The sequence below is a fragment of the Anaerorhabdus sp. genome, assembly GCF_036637135.1.
Taxonomy (GTDB): domain Bacteria; phylum Bacillota_I; class Bacilli_A; order Erysipelotrichales; family Erysipelotrichaceae; genus Anaerorhabdus.
In genome coordinates, this window is sequence record NZ_JAVWNC010000005.1 from 1 (window position 1) to 18,143 (window position 18,143).

Genomic DNA, 18,143 nt, shown 5'->3' on the forward strand with positions numbered 1-18,143 from the left:
TATGGTATTCAATGAAATTTTAAAAGTAATAACGTTTCTCCTCATTGTTTTCGATTGGATTTATCATCTTCTTTGGGTTGAAATAATAATTCAAATTCTACTCATAATTATTTCATTTAAACAATACAATATACTACGAAATGATAATGAAGATAGATACCAAAAAGTCAAAAAAACGGGATACTTCATATTGGGTTCAGTCTGTACAATATTACTTGTTATCAATCTATTTAGACTATTCATGAATTGAATCATAACCGGTTGCTTTCTTATTATCTACTATAAATCCTTCTTGCAAAAGTCAATAGTTATGGTAGAATAATGTAAGAAATCGATGATAAAGATAAGTAAATTAAGGGATTTTAAAGAGAGAAGACATTTGGTGCAAGTCTTCATTGAACTTAATTGAAGCTACTTTGGAGAGTGGTTAATAACCAACGTGAATCTGCGTTAAGATAATCAAGGTGCATACCAATGGTATGAATCAGGATGGTACCGCGAAATTTTTCGTTCCTGTAATTATTGCAGGAACGTTTTTTATTTGTTTATTAAGGAGGAAATAACAATGAAACAATTAACAGGTAATCAAGTAAGACAAATGTTTTTAGACTATTTTGCAAGTAAGGGACACGTTATTGAACCAGGTGCAAGTTTAGTGCCGCATAATGATCCAACTTTATTATGGATAAATGCAGGTGTTGCAGCGTTAAAGAAATACTTTGATGGTAGTGAAAAGCCAAAGTGCAATCGTATTACCAATGCACAAAAAAGTATTCGTACCAATGATATTGAAAATGTAGGGAAAACAGCACGTCACCATACATTCTTTGAAATGCTTGGGAATTTTTCAATCGGAGATTACTTCAAAGAAGAAGCAATTCAATTTGCATGGGAATTTCTAACATCCCCTGAGTGGATTGGATTTGATAAGGAAAAAATGTATGTAACTGTTTATCCAGATGATGAAGTAGCATACAATACATGGGTTAATATTTGTAAAGTTGATCCTAGTCACATTTTAAGAACAGCTGATAACTTTTGGGAGATTGGTGAAGGCCCTAGTGGACCAGATAGTGAAATATTTTATGACCGTGGATCTAAATTTGATCCTGAAGGGTTAGGAGAAAAGCTCTTTTTTGAAGAGATGGAAAATGATCGCTATATTGAAGTATGGAATGTTGTGTTCTCTCAATATGATGCTAAAGAAGGCGTTGATCGCAAAGACTATAAAGAATTACCACAAAAGAACATTGATACAGGAATGGGCTTAGAACGTTTAGTTGCACTTATTCAAGAAGGTGAAACAAACTTTGATACTGATTTATTCATGCCTATTATTGATGCAACAAGTAAGATTTCAAAATTCCCATATGAAGGTGAATATAAGATGGCTTACCGAGTAATCGCTGACCATATTCGTACTGTTACCTTTGCAATTAGTGATGGTGCTGTGTTCTCCAATGAGGGTAGAGGGTATGTATTACGTCGCGTTCTGCGTCGTGCTGTACGTTTTGGTATTAAACTTGGTATTCAAGGTGCATTCATGTATCAATTAGTACCAGTAGTAGCAGATATGATGAAGGATTTTTATCCGTATTTACAAGAAAAAGTAGATTTGGTATCACGTTTAGTTAAAACTGAAGAAGATACATTTCATGCGACATTAACAAATGGTGAAAAACTTCTTATGGAAGCTTTGAATAATGCTTCAAATACAAAAGTACTTGATGGAGAAGTTATGTTCAAATTGTATGATACATATGGTTTCCCTAAAGAACTTACAAAAGAAATTGCTGAGGAAAAAGGATATACAGTTGATATTGAAGGTTTCACTAAACAAATGGAACTTCAAAAAGAAAGAGCTCGTAATGCTAGGGATTCTGAACAATCTATGTCGAGTCAATCCATTGATCTTATGAATTTTGAAGTTGAATCTAGTTTCACGGGTTATACTGATACAACTTGTCATAGTAAGGTTATTGGTTGTTTTAAGGATGGTATACAAGTAAATGAATTAACAGGTGAAGGAGATATCATTCTAGATCAAACGTGCTTCTACGCTGAAAGTGGAGGACAAATTGCAGATACGGGGACACTATGTAATGATTCGTTTACAGCATTTGTTACCGATGTTAAAAAAGCTCCACACAAACAACACTTACATCACTTACAAGATATCAAAGGAACAATTCATGAAGGAGATGTTGTTGATGGCTTAATCGATGTAGAACGTCGTTTGAATATCAAAGCAAACCACTCATCACTTCATTTATTACAAAGTGCATTAAGAAAAGTTGTTGGAACACATATTGCACAAGCTGGTTCTTATGTATGTGAAGATTATGCTCGTTTTGATTTTACACATTTTGAAAAATTAAGTGATGAACAATTACGTCAAATCGAACAAGAAGTAAACGCTATGATTATGCATGATAATCAAGTAGTGACAGAAGTACTCACTATTGATGAAGCTAAGAATTCAGGAGCAATTGCTTTATTTGATGAAAAATATGGCGATACAGTACGTGTTGTCTCTATGGGGGATGTATCCAAAGAATTCTGTGGTGGAACACATGTAAGTAACACACAAGAAATCGGTGTATTCAAAATTGAATCTGAAGAAAGTATTGGTTCTGGTATTCGTCGTATCACATCAAAAACGAAGATGGCTGCATACTATGATTTAATTGCTAGAGAAAATACAATGAAATCAATTGCTACATCAATGAAATTAAATTCAATTAATTTACTCGAAGAAAAAGTGAACTTAATGATGGATGAGAATGCTCAACTTAAAAAAGAATTGCAAAGACAAAACGAAAAAATGATGATGCTTGAAGCTGATGAAACAATCAAACAAGCAAAACAAGTTGGTGGTATTAATCTAATTATGATTAAGAAAGAAAATGCAGATAGTAATTCATTAAAATCTTATGCTGAAGTATTAAGAAATAAATGTGAGGATTCCTTTGTATTCATATCAAATGTAAGTGATGATAAAGTAACTTATGTTGTAGCCGCAAGTAAGGCAGCTATTGAAAAAGGACTTAAAGCAGGGGATATTGCTAAACTTGCTGCATCAATGAGCGGCGGTAATGGTGGAGGTAGACCAGACCTAGCTCAATCCGGAGGTAAAGATTGCACAAAAATCGATGAAATCTTTATCACAATCGAAGCAAAACTCGCTTAAACGCTTTTATTTTAAGTGGTTTTAAGCTAAAATAATATAAAGGGGGTAAGACCTATGACAAATAAAGATTTAACTGAAACAATGAATTTTAAGTCTGATGAAATTCGTCGCAACAACATCAAACAAGTTCTTCGCTTAACCAAAGAAGCTTTGGAGGAAAGAGGTTATAACTCGGTCAACCAACTTGCTGGTTATTTGATTTCAAATGACCCCGCTTACATTTCAAGTCACAGAAATGCAAGAAGTATTATTCAATCCGTTGAACGTCATGAACTTATTGAAGAATTAGTTCGATATTATCTAGAGGAAAATAAATAACTATGAAACGTGTTCTAGGTTTAGATTTAGGTAGTGTTACATGTGGTATAGCTGTCAGTGATCCTTTGGGAATCGTTGCTAGAGCAGTCAAAACAATTCGCTTTCCAGAGAATGACTATGATCAAGCTTGTGATCTAGTACTAGAATGCGTTAAAGAGTTTGCACCAGATGAAATTATTTTGGGATTACCAAAACACATGAATAATGATATTGGAATAAGAGGACAAATTAGCATTGATTTCAAAGAAATGCTAGAAGAAAAAGTTACATGTCCAGTTATCCTTATCGATGAAAGGCTATCTACAGTAGCTGCAGAGAAATTCTTGATTTCAGCTGATGTATCAAGAAAAAAAAGGAAGAAAGTCATTGATCAAATGGCAGCTGTCCATGTATTACAAGGGTATCTTGATAGAACTCATTAGGGCGTTAAGACGCCCTTTATTTTGAAAAGGAGAAAATCATGGAAACAAATAAAATTATTATTACTGAAGAAGATGGATCACAAAAAGAAATGGAAATACTTTTCACTTTTGATGATGATTCTAAAGGGAAGAGCTATGTTTTATTCACAGATCCTCAAGATCCTGAAGGTGAAGTATTCGCTTGTTCCTATACACCAGAGGGCGAAATGATTCCAGTTAATGACCCTGATGAATGGTCAATGATTGAAGAAGTATTCGGTGCTTTTGTGGAGGAAATCGAAGATGACGAAGAAAATAGCGAAGAAGAAAAAGCGTAAACTAAATATAAAAAATCTGTTGATTGTTGTTTTATTGTTTTTTGTATTAGTTGGAGGATCTTCTTATTTCTTCTACACTGATTCTTTAAAACCAGTATCGAAGGATTCTATGCAATCCTCTTTCATAATTGAAAGTGGTCAATCAATGAAGACTGTACTAAAAAACTTAAAAGATGAAGGTCTTATTAAAAATGATTTCACAGCATTACTTTTTGCGAAATTTAGTGATCTTACCAGTGTAAAAAAAGGAGAATACACTTTAGATAAAAGTTGGAGTGTAAAACAAATTTTAGAATACTTAAATGATTCTAAATCTGCAAATGTAAATGATACACGCATTACAATCATTGAAGGTGATTGGGCAAAACATATTGCTTCAAAAGTTGCATCTACTACCAATGTATCCGAAGATGAGTTATTTGCATTATGGAACAATGCTGATTATATTCGTTCCCTAATGGGTAAATATCCATTCTTAACTGAGGATATATTTAATGATAATAGTCGTGTTTATCTTGAAGGTTATTTGTTTCCAAATACATATGATTTCTTTCAAGAAACTACTGCTCAAGATGTAACAGAAAAAATGCTTGATCAAACTTTAAAAATTTATGATAAATACAAAGCTGATTTTGAACGTGTTTCTAGTGAAAGAGGTATGAGTATTCATGAACTTTTTACCTTAGCATCAATTGTTCAATATGAAGCAAGTAAAGCTGAAGATATGAAACTCATTGCAGGTGTCTTCTATAATCGTTTGGATACAGGTATGATGCTTCAAAGTAGTGTTACAGTTTGCTATGCAATTGATATTGATAAAGGAGATGATTGGATGAAATGTGAAGTAAATCCAAGTTTTGATTCTCCCTATAATACATATAAATACACAGGACTTCCTCCAGGACCAATTTTAAATCCTGGTGAAGCAGCAATTGAAGCTGTATTGAATCCAACATCTTCTAAATATTATTACTTCATGGCTGATGTTTATGGTGATGGTACAGTATACTATGCTGAAACATACGCTGAACATCAAAAGAATGTAAACAAATACTTGAAGAAATAGGAGGATTGAATAATGAGACCCATAGTTATAGGTATTGCAGGTGGTAGTGCTTCCGGTAAAACATCAGTTGCTCGTAAAGTAATGGAAGCATTTAGAGATACAAATTCAGTAACAATCATTAGACAAGATGATTACTATAAAGATCAAACTCATTTACCCATGGAAGAACGTGTAAAAACTAATTATGATCATCCATTCGCATTTGATACGGATTACCTGTTAACACAGATTGGTGATTTGTTGATGGGTAAACCCATTGAAAAACCCACATATGATTTCGTTAATCATACAAGAAGTAATGAAACTGAAATCGTTAAACCTTGTGATGTTTTAATTCTTGAGGGATTGTTTGTCCTTGAAAATGAAGATCTCCGTGATTTTTTAGATATTAAGATATTTGTTGATACAGATGCTGATATTCGTTTCATTAGACGTTTAAAACGTGATGTAGAAGACCGTGGTAGAACTTTAGATTCAGTGATTAACCAATATATGAATACTGTGCGAGATATGCATAGTTTATTCATTGAACCAAGTAAGCGATATGCAGATATAATCATCCCAGAAGGTGGGAAAAACAGTGTTGCCATCGATTTGTTGACAACAAAAATAAGTAGTATTATTACACGTAATATGCTATAATACGGTACGTTAGGAGTGATTTTATGGTAATGGAAGAAAAAATTTATGTAACCCAAGAAGGGTTAGATGAATTAAAAAAGGAATATGAAAATTTAGTACACGTAGTAAAGAATGAAGTTATTGAAGACTTAAAAGCTGCTCGTGCTCAAGGTGACTTATCGGAAAATGCAGATTATGATGCTGCAAGAGACCGTCAAGCACAAGTAGAAGCACGTATTCGTGACTTAGAAGTTATGTTAAACAATGTTGAATTGATCCAAGAGAAAAAAGGACGTTCACAAATTGTTAAGCTTGGTTCTACAATTGAAATTCAAGACTTAGATACAAATGAAAAAGAAACTTTCATTATTGTTGGTTCTGTTGAATCAGATCCACTTAATGGGAAACTTTCAAATGTAACTCCATTAGCAGTAGCACTTCTTGATAAAAAAGTTGGGGCTGTTGTTGATGTTGAAGTTGACGAACCATACCAAGTAAAAATTCTTTCTGTAAAATAGGAAAGACATAATGTATTAAATAAAAATAAGTAGGTGATTCTATGAAGATACTGCTTATTTTTTTATTTCTATTTTTTATTCTTTGTCCTCAATTACAACCCGTGTCTATATCTAAAACCAGTTGTATTCGTGTTTATATAAAAGGGGAAGTAGATGAGGAAACGGATTTATGTTTAGAACCTTATTCCACAGTATTGGAAGCGTTTAAGTATGTTACGTTATCAAATGATGCTGATACATCTTCAATAAATGAATCTACTATTCTTGCAGATGGCGATGTGTTAATTATTCCTAAACAGAAACAAGTTATTAAAGTGTCTATAAACTTCGCTACCGTTGATGAATTATGTATGTTAAAAGGAATTGGTGTAAGTACAGCTAAGAAGATAGTTCGATATCGAATCGACCATGGCTTATTTCAAACATTAGAAGATTTGATGAATGTACCTGGAATTAAGCAAGCAAGATTCAATCAAATCAAGGATCAGTTAAGTTTATGAATCGCATCTTACCCTTATTTTTAACATGTTTCTTTTTTTGCTTAATCTATGAAACACAACCATTAATTATTCTTTTCCTATTGCTTATGTGGTTTATTAAATACCGAGATTATTCAGTCTTTATTGTGCTTGTTTTGTTATTTGGTATCGTATTCTATACGCAAATACCATATCAACCTATACTAGAGGGCAAAGTCACTCAGTTAACTTCCAATAGTCTTATTATTGAAAAAGAGGATCACAGAACATTAGTCAGTAATTGTTCATTACGCGATTATGATAGTTATCTTGTTGTAAAAGGAACAAATAAACCCATCGAAAGTGCACCATCTTCTTTTGGTTTTTCTTTTGAATCATGGGCAAAGCAAAATGGTATTTCATCTTCAGTTTACGCAACAGATTGTCAAATAATAAAAGAAGGGTCTACTGTTCGTTCTTTATTTCAAAAGTGGATTGACCAGAGACCATCCAAAGAATATTTATACAAGACTTTTTTCAACGTATCAAATTATCAAGAAGATATAATTAGTGTATTAAATTCAATTGGATTTCCATTTGTGGGATTTCTTTTTATCTTAAGAAAAATTTTGAAATACTTTTTATATGAAGATAAAATGAATTGGGTTGAAGGTTTTCTTATCATTTTGAATTGTCTTGTGACTGGGTTTAGTTTTACAATGATTCGTATTTTAATATCTTTTTGTTGTCGCTTTATTCCCATTGATAGTAAAGCTAGAACTGGTATTTTTGGAATTCTATGCTTTATGTTCTATCCTCACATGATTACTTCCTTGTCTTTTGTTATTCCTTTTGGGTTTCGGCTTATCCAAGTAACACATTGTCCAAAACAATTCACACGATATTTTTTTATTTGTGTCATGCAATCTTATTTCTTTTCTTCCATCCATATTGGATTGGTATTATTTTATCCTGTTGTGGTTCTTATTCAAGGATTGATGGTATTTTACGCTATACTTTGTCTTATATTTACAAACATAAATGGAATCGGGTTTGGATTTCTATCTAATGTATTGAATTTATTGCATCAATTTCCATTGATAGGTAATCCTGCTGGATTAGGGTTAATTCTCTATCTTTTGATTGTGTTATGTATTAAAAAACATCGATTGCAGTTATCGTTTTTACTTTATCTATTTTTTATTCAATTTGGATTATTTCATCCATTTTCAGAATTAACTTTTATTCAAATCGGACAAGGTGATTGTATATTACTTCGTGAGCCTTTTAATCAACGAAACATACTCATTGACACTGGTTCTAATAAAAATTATGACTTATTGGAATCATCATTGAAAGCACGTGGAATTCGTGATCTTGATGTTATATTTATTAGTCACTATGATGAAGACCATGCAGGTAATCTTGAATCATTAAAACAAGATTTCAATGTAAAGAAAGTAATTGATACAAATGAATCTTACCAGACTTCACAAATACAAATAGAAAGTTTAAATAACCAGAAATACAATGATGAAAATGATAATTCTTTAGTTCTCCATATCAACATGAATCAAGTATCCTTTTTAATGATGGGAGATGCATCAAAAATTGTGGAATATGATTTATTTCGTAATCAGTATGATTTTCAAGTTGATTTCATTAAAATTGGTCATCATGGTTCAAATACAAGCACATCTAGGAGTTTAATAACTAAAGTAAGACCGAAAGTCGCGATTTTATCTACCGGTTTAAACAATCGTTTTAATCATCCACATCAGGAAACCCTTGATTTGTTGAATAAATTCAATATCTTATGGCTAAATACAAGTGAAGAAGGGGATATCAGTATACTTTTTACAAGATTTCTTAATTTCATACTCACGAGCAAGGGAAAAATTGGTATAATAACTAGGTGGTGATAAGATGAATTATCTAATTCTAGGTTCAGAGTCATTCCTATTAAGAAAAGAACTCAAAAAAATCATAGCTCAGAATGGAAATGATAGTAACTCCATGGATACTATTTTTTATGATGGACAATCCTCTGACTTTTCAATTCATACCGTATTGGAAGATTGTAATACACCACCATTCTTCAACGAAAAGAAAACAGTTATTGTAAATAACCCAACTTTTTTATCAGCACAAAAAAGTTTGTCTGATAATGAAATTGCGAGTCTAGAAAAGTATTTGAAGAATGCAGCATATGATGCTGACTTAATTTTCTATGGCGATGTTACTGTAGATAAGAGAAAGAAAATTGTGAAATTAATTCAAAGTAATGCTCGTTGTTACCAATTTGATCGTTTATCACCGCAGGATTTTAAAACCTATGTACTCAAGAATATTAAGGAAAATCATATTGAATTAACATCGGATGGAAAAGAAGAATTATTGAGTCGTTTACCCAGTGATTTGGAAAATTTTCATTCAGAACTTGAAAAGATGATTCTTTATGGAAAACCAATGAATAAAAATGATGTTATGCATTTAATAAGTCGTCCCTTAGATGAAGATGTTTTTCACTTAGTCAATGATGTAGTGAGTAGAAATATCAAAGGTGCATTGCACTTATGGAATGATTTATTTGTGTTGAATAAAGATCCGATTTATTTAGTCGCTTTACTTGCGAGTCAATTTAGACTTCTATATCAAGTTAAAACTTATCTTGATATGGGGCAAAGTGAAAAAGATATAGTCAAAGAATTAAAAGTTCACCCATATCGTGTTACAAAAGCAATTGAATCATTAAGAGGTCTTTCAAAAGACCGTTGTCTAGATATCTTAAATGCATTAGCTGAGTTAGATCAGTCTTTTAAGATGGGATTATTGGATAAAAAAGTAGGATTTGAATTATTTTTAATTAGAACAGCGAGGTAAGTATGCAATCATTACGTGAATTATATAAAGTTGGTCCTGGTCCTAGTAGTAGTCATACCCTAGCACCTAAACGAGCATGTCTCTTATTTTTAGAAGAATACGGTCATTTACCTCGTTATGAAGTTGATTTATTTGGCTCTCTTTCATTAACTGGAAAGGGCCACTTTACAGATAAAATTATCGAAGATACCTTATCACCATCCATAGTTGAAATACATTTCAATTCAACCTGGGAAGAAAGACATTCCAATGGTTTCTATCTTCGTGGATACAATGAAGAAAATGTATGTATCGCACTATGGACAGTCTTCTCTTTAGGAGGAGGAAGTATTGAAGTTAAAGAAAAGAAACTTCCTTATAATACTGAACTATACAAAGAACAATCTCTAGATGAGATTAAACAAATATGTAGTGAACAAAAAATAAGTTTAGTTGATTATGTTTTCAATAATGAAGATGATGAAATTCAAACATATTTAAATTCAGTTTTAACTGCAATGTTAAATTCAGTACAACGAGGTATTCGTGCAACTGGGGTTTTACCAGGACGATTGAATGTTGAAAAATGTGCAAAATCATTATATATCCAAGCACAAACAACCCAAGATGATGCTGAGCAAACAAAACTGTTATTGATGTCATATGCCTATGGAGCTTGTGAAGAAAATGCATCTTTAGGCGAAGTGGTAACTGCACCAACGCTTGGTGCTTGTGGTGTTCTTGCATCGCTGATGTATTATTACTACAACGATATTGGTATTTCTAGAAATAAACTTGTACGGGCTTTAGCTGTTGCAGGAGTTTTTGGGAATTTAATTAAAACTAACGCGACAATCTCTGGCGCTATTGGAGGGTGTCAAGCAGAGGTAGGAACAGCTTGTGCAATGGCTAGTGCTGCGGCCGCTTACCTAAATGATTTGAATATCAAACAAATTGAATATGCTGCGGAAATTGGTATAGAACATAATTTAGGATTAACATGTGATCCTGTTGAAGGTTACGTTATTATTCCATGTATCGAAAGAAATGCAGTAGCTGTATTGCGTTCGTTAGATGCGTGTACGCTATCAAAATACATGTATAAAATTAAACCCAATAAAGTTACTTTTGATATGATTGTGAATACAATGAACTACACAGGACAAAAAATTGCGATTGAACTTAAAGAAACATCTTTAGGCGGTTTGGCTAGTGAATTTAAATCTAAAGATGAACCTAAAACATTATTAGAACCTAAGGATTGTTATGAAGAGAAAACAAAAATTGTTTTCCCTTTGACTGAAGATGATATTGAACTTGAAGATACACTTGTTTTTGATGATATTGTATTAGACGAAAATGATGAACCCACAAGTCCAATTAAATTCAAACTATGATAACTCATCCTCTAAAACCCATCATTGATAAAAAGAGTAAAGTTTTAATACTTGGATCATTTCCATCAGTTTTATCACGAAAAGAAATGTTTTATTATGCTAATCCTCAGAATCGTTTTTGGAAAGTTATGGAAGCTGTTTATTCTGAGCCGGTAATTGAACGTGAAGTATTTATTCTAAAACATCATCTTGCACTATGGGATGTTATTCAGTCTTGTTCTATTGAGAATAGCAATGATGCAACTATACAAGATGTGATTGTTAATGATATTGAAAATTTAGTTCATACATATCCCATTCAATTAATTATATTAAATGGTAAAAAAGCTGAAAGTTTATTCTATGAATACTTTCAACATCTAAAAATACAAGTTATCTCTTGTCCAAGCACAAGTAGTGCAAATGCTAAATTTAAACTAGATGACTTAGTAGAGCACTATAAAATAGTAAAGGAAATAAAATGAAAAAAATTGAATGTTTAGCACCTGCGGGCACATTGGAAGCACTACGTGCAGCCATTATGGGTGGAGCAGATGCAATTTATTGTGGTGGAAGTCAATTTGGTGCTCGTGCTTTTGCGGGTAATTTTAATCATGATGAAATGATAGAAGCCATCCATTTATGTCATCTTTGGGATGTAAAACTTTATGTAACCATGAATACACTATTGTACGAAGATGAGATAAAAGATGCCATGAAAGAAGTTGCGTTCTATTACCAAATAGGTGTTGATGCGCTAATCATTCAAGACTTGGGATTGTTTGATTGTGTTCGTTTTACTTATCCTGATTTTGAATTGCATTGTTCAACACAAATGCATATCCATAATGCACCTGGCGTTCAAATTATGAAAGATTTAGGTGCAAGTCGCGTTGTATTAGCTCGCGAAACACCAATTGAAGTTATTCAAGATTGTTGCCGTCTAGGTATTGAGATTGAAGTCTTCTCCTATGGAGCTTTATGTGTTAGTTATTCTGGTCAATGCTTAATGAGTAGTTTGTTACAAAATCGTTCTGGTAATCGTGGTGCATGTGCTCAATATTGTCGTATGCAATATAATTTATACAATGAAGATCATCGAGAAACTATTTCTTCAGTAGACAAATATCTTTTAAGTCCAAAAGATTTAAATGCACTCGACCATTTAGATCAATTAATTGAGGCTGGTGTTACAAGTCTCAAGATAGAAGGTAGAATGAAACGACCAGAATATGTCTATCTTGTTACCAAGACATTTAGAGAAGCGATTGATGCTTATTATGAAGGTAAAAAATATCAAGTAACAAAAGAGCGTCTTGATGAATTAAAGTTAATGTTTAACCGTGGATTTACACTTGGTCATTTATTTCATACAAATGGTAAATCACTATTAAATATGAATCGTCCAAATCACGTAGGATTACCCTTGGGTAAGGTTGTAATGGCTAATCGTGATGGCTTTACTGTAAAACTAGAAGATGAATTGAATCAACAAGATGGATTACGCATCTTAGATGAAAAAGAGGATCTTGGATATATTGCGAATATGATTTATGTGAATGACCGTTTGGTGAATCACGCATCAAAAGGTGAACTTGTAACATTTAAAGACAAACGATTTGTGGAAGTTGGAAGTATCGTACTTAAGACAACTGATTCAAAACTAATTGGAAAACTTGAAACATTTGACTGTGTGCGCAAAGTTGACATAACGATTCGTGTTGAAGCTAAAGTAGATTTTCCCATGGTTTTAGTGTTATCCGATGGTACCCATACAATTGAAGCAAAATCCGAAATGATTGCACAAAAACCAATTAAAGCACCCATTGAAAAAGAACGTTTATTTGAGCAATTATTGAAATTAAATGATACTGCTTATCAATGTGCTTCAATTCAAGGTAATATTGAACCATTTTTCATGCCTTTAAAACAAATCAATGAATTGCGAAGAGTAGCAATTGAACAACTAAATTCAATAAGAGAAAATGACAAACAAAGAATTACGATTCCTTATATCATGAAAAACTATATGTTGAATTCAACTTTCAATCAAGGCTGGATTGAAATCAACAAGGAAGAACAAATACAAAATACTAATTCTATTCAATGTACATCAAATCCAATTTTGTTAGATAAATATCCAAATCTTTATCCTCTGTCATCTGTAATTAATGAATCAGGACAATATCTCGAAGATAAAACTCATGTAATTTCTGAAATAGGGGGCTTATCTGTGAATGATAAACCTTATGCAACTCATCATTTTAACGTGACAAATAGTTATGCACTCGAATTTCTATATAAACAAGGTATTCAATGTGTTGAACTATCACAAGAGTGTAGTATAGAACAAATTCAATTATGCACAAGTGAATTTGAACATCGTACAGGTTTCAAAGCACAAATAGCGATATTTGCTTATGGAAGACGTGATTTAATGACTTCTAAGACCTGTGTCGTTAATAACCTATGTAAAGATGGAAGTAAGAAAAACTGTGCTTTGTGTAAGACTCAATCATATAGTTTGGTAGATATAAAAAACAATCACTATCCTTTATTTGGTGACACAAATTGTATCCAACATATCCTTGAATCTGAGCCTTATCAGGTAAGTAATACAAATCGCTATCCTATGGTTTTACGATTTACTATCGAGAATGAATTTGAAACCAAAGAAGCTTGCGAAAATAATCATCTTTAAATCACGATAAATCATATTAAATCTTCAAAATAGCCACTAATTTTGGTATAATATTTTAATGAACTAGCAAGGAGGCACCCATGTTTCTTAAAAGAGTAGAAATGCAAGGATTTAAGTCCTTTGCGGATAAAGTAGTAATTAACTTTGAACATTCAGTTACGGGGGTAGTTGGACCAAATGGATGCGGTAAAAGTAACATTACTGATGCAATCCGTTGGGTACTAGGAGAACAATCCGTTAAATCACTTCGTGGAACAACAATGACAGATGTCATTTTTGCAGGTAGTGCTGATCGTAAAATGGTTGGAGCTGCAGAAGTAACACTCGTATTCGATAATTCAAAACACGCATTAAATACTGATTTACAAGAAATTGAAGTAACACGTAGGTTATATCGTAATGGTCAAGACGCTGAATACTTAATTAATCGCAACAATGTACGCTTGAAGGATGTTGTTGATTTAATCTTAGATTCAGGTTTAGGTAAAGATTCACTTTCGATGATTTCACAAGGTAACATCAGTAGTTTTGCGGAAGCTAAGCCTCAAGATCGTCGCGCTATATTTGAAGAAGCCGCTGGTGTAAGCAAATATAAAAAGAGAAAAATGGAATCTCTAGCAAAACTTGAAAGAACAAAAGATAACATCGAACGTACTCAAGATATTTTAATGGAATTAGAAAGACAAGTTTCACCATTAAAACGTGCTGCGAAGAAAGCAGAATTATACAAAGAAAAAAAATCAAGACTAGAAGAAATAGAAATTGCTGTTTTAGTTGAAGATATAAATACCATGAATCAACAAATTGAAGATGCTAAAAAGACATTATTCAATATCGAATCACAAACAACTATGTTTCAAACTACAATACAAGTTCATGAAACACAAAATCTTGAAGCTAAAAAAGAAGTCATTGACTTAGAAAAAGAAATTAATAAACTTCAAGAAAACTTAATGAAAATTGTAAATGAAATTCAAATTCTTGAAACACGCAAAATTGAATTAGATGAGAAAAGAAAATATGTTGTTGAAGTTGGTACTAGTGAAGAAAAAGCAAAACAACTTCAAAGTTTATTAGAAGAAGCACGTGTTGAATATGAAGACCGTAAATCTCGTTATGATCATTGTCAAATTAACATTGAATTATTAAGTGAACAACTTTCTCAAGTTGCTATGCAATATGCAGAATACTCTCAAAAAAACAATGAAGAAAATGGCATGTTACGTCGTCTACAAAATCGTAAAGAAGTTTTGGATAATTTACTTCGAGATCCTTTTAACAGTCAAGGTGGAGTTAAATCTATCGTAGACAACGCTTCATCGTTACAAGGTGTACTTGGTGTTATTGCTCAAATCATGATTCCTACAGAAGGTTATGAAGAAGCTATTTCTGTTGCCTTAGGTGGGACCATGTATAACATTGTAACAAGTAATGAAGAGGCTGCACGTAATGCTATTAACTTCTTAAAGAAGAATCAAAGTGGACGTGCAACATTTTTACCGCTAACCGTACTTCAACCGCGCTTTATCTCAAGAGAGAATCAAATTGTATGTGAAAATACAAAGGGCTACTTAGGTGTTGCAAGTGATTTCGTTAACTGTGAAGATCGTTTTACACCTGTTAAACAAGCGTTCTTACAAAATGTTTTAGTAACTGATACATTAGAGAATGGTAATAACTTAGCTGCCTTATTGAAATACAATTACAAAATTGTAACTATCGATGGAGATGTTATTCATAAGGGTGGTTCAATGACAGGTGGTAAGTCAAAGAATAGTACATCCTTATTAACAGTAAGAAAAGAAGCAGAAGAAATCAATCAAACAATTGATTCCCAAATAGCAGCATGTGCATTAGCTGAGAAGAATCTACAAGAGACACAAAGAAAACGTGAAGAATTAGAACGTGGTCTCATGGAATCGCGTATTGGTTCAGCACAACTTGAACCAGTCGTAGATGCAAAACGTGCCAAATATGAAAAACTTAAAAATGACTATGATGTTATTCGACCAAATGGTGATAACCTAGATGGTGATGCTAATTTCGCAGATGAAGTTGTCTTAAAACTAAATGATGCTTATTCAAGTCGTGATGAAATCACAAACTCTATCCGTAGCAAACGTGAATATCGTATGAAGATGACTCAAGATGTTGATCGTAAGGAACAACAAATTCGTCAAATAAGAAAAGACTTAGAAACTGCAAGTGCTTCACAAAATGCAATTAAAATTGATCAAGCTCGTTTAGAAACTAAACTCGAAAACAACTTACAACGTTTAGCTACTGAGTATCAATTAACGTATGAATTTGCACAAACTAAGATCAGTGACAGTCATATTGAAAATGCTAAGGAAGAAGTATTACAACTTAGAAGCGAAATTGAACGTTTAGGAAATATTAACATGAATGCTCCTCAAGAATTTGAGGAAGTCAATGAACGTTATGAGTTCCTTGATAAACAAATCAAAGACTTAATTAGTAGCCGTGATAAAATTCTATCTGCAATTGATGAAATGGATCATGTTATGATCAAGCAATTCAAGGAAATGTTTGATGCCATCAATAATGAATTGAATGATACATTTAGAACATTATTCGGTGGTGGTAAAGCTAAATTAATTTTAGAAGATCCAAGCGATATATTAAATACTGGAGTTGATATCGATGTTCAACCTCCTGGTAAATCCGTTCAAAATATTCGTTTATTCTCTGGGGGAGAAAAGAGCTTAATTGCAATTTGTGTTCTCTTCTCTATCTTGAAAGTAAAACCAGTTCCACTTGTTATTTTTGATGAAGTTGAAGCAGCACTTGATCAAGGTAATGTTGAAAGATTCGCACGTTATTTAAAGAACTTTAGAGAGGATACACAATTTATTGTTGTTACTCACCGTCCTGGTACCATGCAACAATGTGAAGTGCTATATGGTGTAACAATGCAAAAACAAGGTGTATCACAAATGTTACGCGTTGAACTTAAAGATGCTATTGATATGGCAGACAAACAGGAAGAAGTAAAAGCATGAGTTTCTTAGATACTTTAAAAGAAAAATTTAAAAAACGTGATGATCAAGCTGTATATTTAAGTGGATTTAAAAAAACAAAAGATTCAATGGGCCAAAAATTAAATGACATGGCCTATAAATACAAAGGTATCAATGATGAGTTCCTCGAAGAACTCACCATTGTCCTTCTTGAAAGTGATGTAGGAATTGAAACTGCTGATGAAATTTGCGAACGTCTTAAAGCTAAAGGAAGTCAATACAGTACAGTAACGTTTCGTTATGCAATGAGTTTCTTGATGGAAATACTTCAAGACTTATATAATGAAACTCCAAGTCCTGAATTATCTTATTCCAATGAAATTAATGTTATCTTCTTAGTGGGTGTAAATGGAAGTGGTAAGACCACTTCATGTGCCAAACTAATTCGCTACTTTCAAAACCAAGGCAAAACAGTTGGAGTTGTTGCGGCTGATACATTTAGAGCTGGAGCAATTGATCAATTAGCTCGTTGGGCAGATAAATTAGGTGTTACTTGTATCAAAGGTAAAGAACAAAGTGATCCAAGTAGCGTACTTGTAGATGGTTGTCGTTGGGCAAAAGAAAATAAAGTTGATATCCTTCTTTGCGATACTGCAGGACGTTTACAAAACAAACAAAATCTTATGAATGAATTAGCGAAGATGCATCGTGTTGTCGGTAAAGAAATAGAAGGGGCACCTCATCATGTATGGTTAGTGCTTGATTCTACAACAGGACAAAATGGTTTATCTCAAGCAAAAATTTTCCAAGAAGCAACAGATGTATCTGGCATTATTCTTTCTAAAATGGATGGTACTGCAAAAGGGGGTATTGTCTTAGCAATAAAGAATATTCTTCACATACCTGTTTACTTTATCGGTTTAGGTGAAAAAGAAACTGACTTAAGACCTTTTGACCTTGACTCATATTTGTATAGTATATCGGAAGGTATACAACATGTTCAATAAGAAAGAACAGATGAATTACTACTTAGATTTCTATGAAAGCTTATTAACAAAGAAGCAACAAGAAATTTGCAATTATTACTTTAGAGAAGATTACTCTATTACGGAGATTGCAGAGATTGAAGAAATCAGTAGAGCTGGAGTTCATGACAGTTTAAAAAGAAGTGAAGTTCTATTAGAAGAATTTGAATCAAAATTACATTGCTATGAATCTTTTTCCAAGAGAATGGAATACTATAACAAAATTAAAGAATACAATCATGATGAAATAAACAAGATTGTAGATATGTGCATAGAAAGCGAATAATG

Annotated in this window: 17 protein-coding genes and 1 other annotated feature; all 17 genes read left to right on the forward strand. The window is 32.6% G+C overall.

The features are described 5' to 3' along the window. Nucleotides 1-250 (forward strand): hypothetical protein (locus RR643_RS01420; RefSeq protein ID WP_332482101.1); only part of this gene is annotated, 250 nt, incomplete at its 5' end. 75 nt (nucleotides 251-325) lie between these two features. Then, nucleotides 326-518 (forward strand) — a binding site (T-box leader). A gap of 47 nt (nucleotides 519-565) precedes the next feature. After that, entirely contained in the window at nucleotides 566-3,190 is a 2,625-nt protein-coding gene (alaS, locus tag RR643_RS01425; RefSeq protein ID WP_332482102.1) for an alanine--tRNA ligase, read from the forward strand. A 54-nt stretch (nucleotides 3,191-3,244) separates the two neighbouring features. Next, on the forward strand, nucleotides 3,245-3,508 hold the full coding sequence (locus RR643_RS01430; RefSeq protein WP_078712415.1) for an IreB family regulatory phosphoprotein: 264 nt from the start codon (nucleotides 3,245-3,247) through the stop codon (nucleotides 3,506-3,508). A gap of 2 nt (nucleotides 3,509-3,510) precedes the next feature. Next, entirely contained in the window at nucleotides 3,511-3,930 is a 420-nt protein-coding gene (ruvX, locus tag RR643_RS01435; RefSeq protein WP_332469767.1) for a Holliday junction resolvase RuvX, read from the forward strand. Between the two features lie 38 nt (nucleotides 3,931-3,968). Continuing rightward, a complete protein-coding gene (locus tag RR643_RS01440) occupies nucleotides 3,969-4,247 on the forward strand; it encodes a DUF1292 domain-containing protein (RefSeq protein ID WP_332469766.1) in 279 nt (92 codons plus the stop codon). After that, nucleotides 4,213-5,313: an endolytic transglycosylase MltG gene (gene mltG, locus RR643_RS01445; RefSeq protein WP_332482103.1), complete on the forward strand. Its 1,101-nt coding sequence runs from the start codon at nucleotides 4,213-4,215 to the stop codon at nucleotides 5,311-5,313. The genes RR643_RS01440 and mltG overlap by 35 nt, the downstream gene beginning before the upstream one ends. A 9-nt stretch (nucleotides 5,314-5,322) precedes the next feature. Then, nucleotides 5,323-5,955 carry a uridine kinase gene (udk, locus tag RR643_RS01450; RefSeq protein WP_332469770.1) on the forward strand — a complete coding sequence of 211 codons (633 nt, stop codon included), beginning with the start codon at nucleotides 5,323-5,325 and terminating at the stop codon, nucleotides 5,953-5,955. 29 nt (nucleotides 5,956-5,984) lie between these two features. Then, entirely contained in the window at nucleotides 5,985-6,452 is a 468-nt protein-coding gene (gene greA, locus RR643_RS01455; RefSeq protein ID WP_332469769.1) for a transcription elongation factor GreA, read from the forward strand. 41 nt (nucleotides 6,453-6,493) lie between these two features. Beyond that, entirely contained in the window at nucleotides 6,494-6,952 is a 459-nt protein-coding gene (locus tag RR643_RS01460; RefSeq protein WP_332482104.1) for a ComEA family DNA-binding protein, read from the forward strand. Beyond that, on the forward strand, nucleotides 6,949-8,832 hold the full coding sequence (locus RR643_RS01465; RefSeq protein WP_332482105.1) for an MBL fold metallo-hydrolase: 1,884 nt from the start codon (nucleotides 6,949-6,951) through the stop codon (nucleotides 8,830-8,832). The genes RR643_RS01460 and RR643_RS01465 overlap by 4 nt, the downstream gene beginning before the upstream one ends. Before the next feature lie 4 nt (nucleotides 8,833-8,836). Next, nucleotides 8,837-9,793: a DNA polymerase III subunit delta gene (gene holA, locus RR643_RS01470; RefSeq protein WP_332482106.1), complete on the forward strand. Its 957-nt coding sequence runs from the start codon at nucleotides 8,837-8,839 to the stop codon at nucleotides 9,791-9,793. Nucleotides 9,794-9,795: 2 nt separating this feature from the next. Then, nucleotides 9,796-11,169 (forward strand): L-serine ammonia-lyase, iron-sulfur-dependent, subunit alpha, encoded by a 1,374-nt coding sequence (locus RR643_RS01475; RefSeq protein ID WP_332482107.1) that lies wholly within the window; start codon nucleotides 9,796-9,798, stop codon nucleotides 11,167-11,169. Further along, on the forward strand, nucleotides 11,166-11,633 hold the full coding sequence (locus tag RR643_RS01480) for a DNA-deoxyinosine glycosylase (RefSeq protein WP_332482108.1): 468 nt from the start codon (nucleotides 11,166-11,168) through the stop codon (nucleotides 11,631-11,633). Before RR643_RS01475 ends, RR643_RS01480 begins: the two co-directional genes overlap by 4 nt. Further along, nucleotides 11,630-13,849, forward strand: a complete 2,220-nt coding sequence (locus RR643_RS01485) for a U32 family peptidase (protein WP_332482109.1) — start codon at nucleotides 11,630-11,632, stop codon at nucleotides 13,847-13,849. Before RR643_RS01480 ends, RR643_RS01485 begins: the two co-directional genes overlap by 4 nt. A gap of 80 nt (nucleotides 13,850-13,929) precedes the next feature. Next, entirely contained in the window at nucleotides 13,930-16,872 is a 2,943-nt protein-coding gene (locus RR643_RS01490) for an AAA family ATPase (protein ID WP_332469758.1), read from the forward strand. Continuing rightward, a complete protein-coding gene (gene ftsY, locus RR643_RS01495) occupies nucleotides 16,869-17,837 on the forward strand; it encodes a signal recognition particle-docking protein FtsY (RefSeq protein ID WP_332482110.1) in 969 nt (322 codons plus the stop codon). The genes RR643_RS01490 and ftsY overlap by 4 nt, the downstream gene beginning before the upstream one ends. Continuing rightward, nucleotides 17,827-18,141, forward strand: coding sequence for a YlxM family DNA-binding protein (gene ylxM / locus RR643_RS01500; protein ID WP_332469756.1), 315 nt, complete (start codon nucleotides 17,827-17,829; stop codon nucleotides 18,139-18,141). Before ftsY ends, ylxM begins: the two co-directional genes overlap by 11 nt. Nucleotides 18,142-18,143: the final 2 nt, after the last annotated feature.

Bases quoted from the DNA above. Each gene is read 5' to 3' on its own strand.
- alaS (WP_332482102.1), top strand. From the start codon at position 566: ATGAAACAATTAACAGGTAATCAAGTAAGACAAATGTTTTTAGACTAT.
- RR643_RS01430 (WP_078712415.1), top strand. From the start codon at position 3,245: ATGACAAATAAAGATTTAACTGAAACAATGAATTTTAAGTCTGATGAA.
- ruvX (WP_332469767.1), top strand. From the start codon at position 3,511: ATGAAACGTGTTCTAGGTTTAGATTTAGGTAGTGTTACATGTGGTATA.
- RR643_RS01440 (WP_332469766.1), top strand. From the start codon at position 3,969: ATGGAAACAAATAAAATTATTATTACTGAAGAAGATGGATCACAAAAA.
- mltG (WP_332482103.1), top strand. From the start codon at position 4,213: ATGACGAAGAAAATAGCGAAGAAGAAAAAGCGTAAACTAAATATAAAA.
- greA (WP_332469769.1), top strand. From the start codon at position 5,985: ATGGAAGAAAAAATTTATGTAACCCAAGAAGGGTTAGATGAATTAAAA.
- RR643_RS01460 (WP_332482104.1), top strand. From the start codon at position 6,494: ATGAAGATACTGCTTATTTTTTTATTTCTATTTTTTATTCTTTGTCCT.
- RR643_RS01465 (WP_332482105.1), top strand. From the start codon at position 6,949: ATGAATCGCATCTTACCCTTATTTTTAACATGTTTCTTTTTTTGCTTA.
- holA (WP_332482106.1), top strand. From the start codon at position 8,837: ATGAATTATCTAATTCTAGGTTCAGAGTCATTCCTATTAAGAAAAGAA.
- RR643_RS01475 (WP_332482107.1), top strand. From the start codon at position 9,796: ATGCAATCATTACGTGAATTATATAAAGTTGGTCCTGGTCCTAGTAGT.
- RR643_RS01480 (WP_332482108.1), top strand. From the start codon at position 11,166: ATGATAACTCATCCTCTAAAACCCATCATTGATAAAAAGAGTAAAGTT.
- RR643_RS01485 (WP_332482109.1), top strand. From the start codon at position 11,630: ATGAAAAAAATTGAATGTTTAGCACCTGCGGGCACATTGGAAGCACTA.
- RR643_RS01490 (WP_332469758.1), top strand. From the start codon at position 13,930: ATGTTTCTTAAAAGAGTAGAAATGCAAGGATTTAAGTCCTTTGCGGAT.
- ftsY (WP_332482110.1), top strand. From the start codon at position 16,869: ATGAGTTTCTTAGATACTTTAAAAGAAAAATTTAAAAAACGTGATGAT.
- ylxM (WP_332469756.1), top strand. From the start codon at position 17,827: ATGTTCAATAAGAAAGAACAGATGAATTACTACTTAGATTTCTATGAA.